Raw genomic sequence first — 1,174 nt, 5'->3', positions numbered from 1 at the left:
TACTCAGGTTGAATCGGTGATGTCCGGTGTCTCGATCAGGCCCTGAAGGTCCAGGCCGGTGGTCGGCAGGCAGCCTGTGATCAGGTGCGGTCGGTATTGGATCTTCTTGAGTTTCCGCTTGATGACGCGGGTCAGGTGCGCGAGGTCGGCGGCGGCGAAGTCGGCCAGGGCCCGCTTGAGCAGACTCCAGATGCCCTCCTGCGGGTTGAGCTCCGGTGCGTACGGCGGCAGATGGAAGATGACCAGCCAGTCCTTGTGTTCCGCCTCGAAGTCGAAGAGTTCCTGCTGGAGGTGCACGCTCAGGTTGTCCCAGACCCACACGACGGGGGTGCCGAGCTGCAGGTGCACCATGCGGATGAAGTCCCGGTAGTCGTTCCAGGCGAAGGTCTTCGGCTCGCCCCTGCGGCCGCGGTTCACGTGCAGTTTGAAGAACATCCGCGGGCGGTGGCCGGGCTTGAAGCACACCGCGCCGGCGATGTTGACCCGGCCGCCGCGCCTCCCGGCCACCCGCACAACGGGTCTGGCTCCGCGCGGGGCCCAGGTGCGGCCCTTCGGCGGGATCAGCGACTGGCCGGACTCGTCCGCGAAACAGATGTGGGCGCCCAGGTCGTGCGCGGTACTTTTACCCGCGGCCACACCTCGGCCTTCCACACCTCGATCGCCGCCTCGTCCCGCTCCAGCGCCCGCTGCACGGGCACCTGGCAGCTCCAGCCGTGCCGCTTCAGCAGCCGCCACACGCCCTGCACGGTATAGCCGACGTGGAACAACCGGCCGATCAGCAGCTTCACCCGCTTCAGCGTCCAGCCCTGCGCCTCATCGTCGAAGCCGTGCGCCAGCGGGCCCCGTTTCAACTCCGCCTCCAGCCGCTGCCACTGCTGCGGGGACAGCCGTTCCACCGCCATCGGCCCCGCCGACGCCAACGCTCTGGCACCGCCCTGCCGCCAGGCCGCCCGCCACCGGCGCACCGACCGGTCCGTCACCCGTAACTCGGCCGCGATCCGGGCCGTGCCCGCCCCGGCCTCGAACCACTTGGCCGCCTCCAATCGCACGGCCTCCCGCTTCACCTGCCCGGCAGGCGTCAGCCCGCCCCCTTGCGCATACCGCATGAAGACGTCGTACCGCAGGGATCACGACCCGTCACCACAGCCCGGACATCACCGATTCAACCTGAGTA

General features: G+C 68.9%; 2 protein-coding genes. Both read right to left on the bottom strand.

From position 1 onward, the window contains the following. Positions 1-3 precede the first annotated feature (3 nt). On the bottom strand, positions 4-636 hold the full coding sequence (locus tag DI272_RS43965; RefSeq protein ID WP_109501467.1) for a transposase: 633 nt from the start codon (positions 634-636) through the stop codon (positions 4-6). Continuing rightward, positions 561-1,106 carry a winged helix-turn-helix domain-containing protein gene (locus tag DI272_RS43960; RefSeq protein WP_109501466.1) on the bottom strand — a complete coding sequence of 182 codons (546 nt, stop codon included), beginning with the start codon at positions 1,104-1,106 and terminating at the stop codon, positions 561-563. The genes DI272_RS43965 and DI272_RS43960 overlap by 76 nt, the downstream gene beginning before the upstream one ends. Positions 1,107-1,174 lie beyond the last annotated feature (68 nt).

Origin of the sequence: Streptomyces sp. Act143 (assembly GCF_003143935.1) — a bacterium.
Taxonomy (GTDB): domain Bacteria; phylum Actinomycetota; class Actinomycetes; order Streptomycetales; family Streptomycetaceae; genus Streptomyces.
Note: the sequence above shows the minus strand (reverse complement) of the source record. Positions and strands in the feature narration are given on the sequence as shown.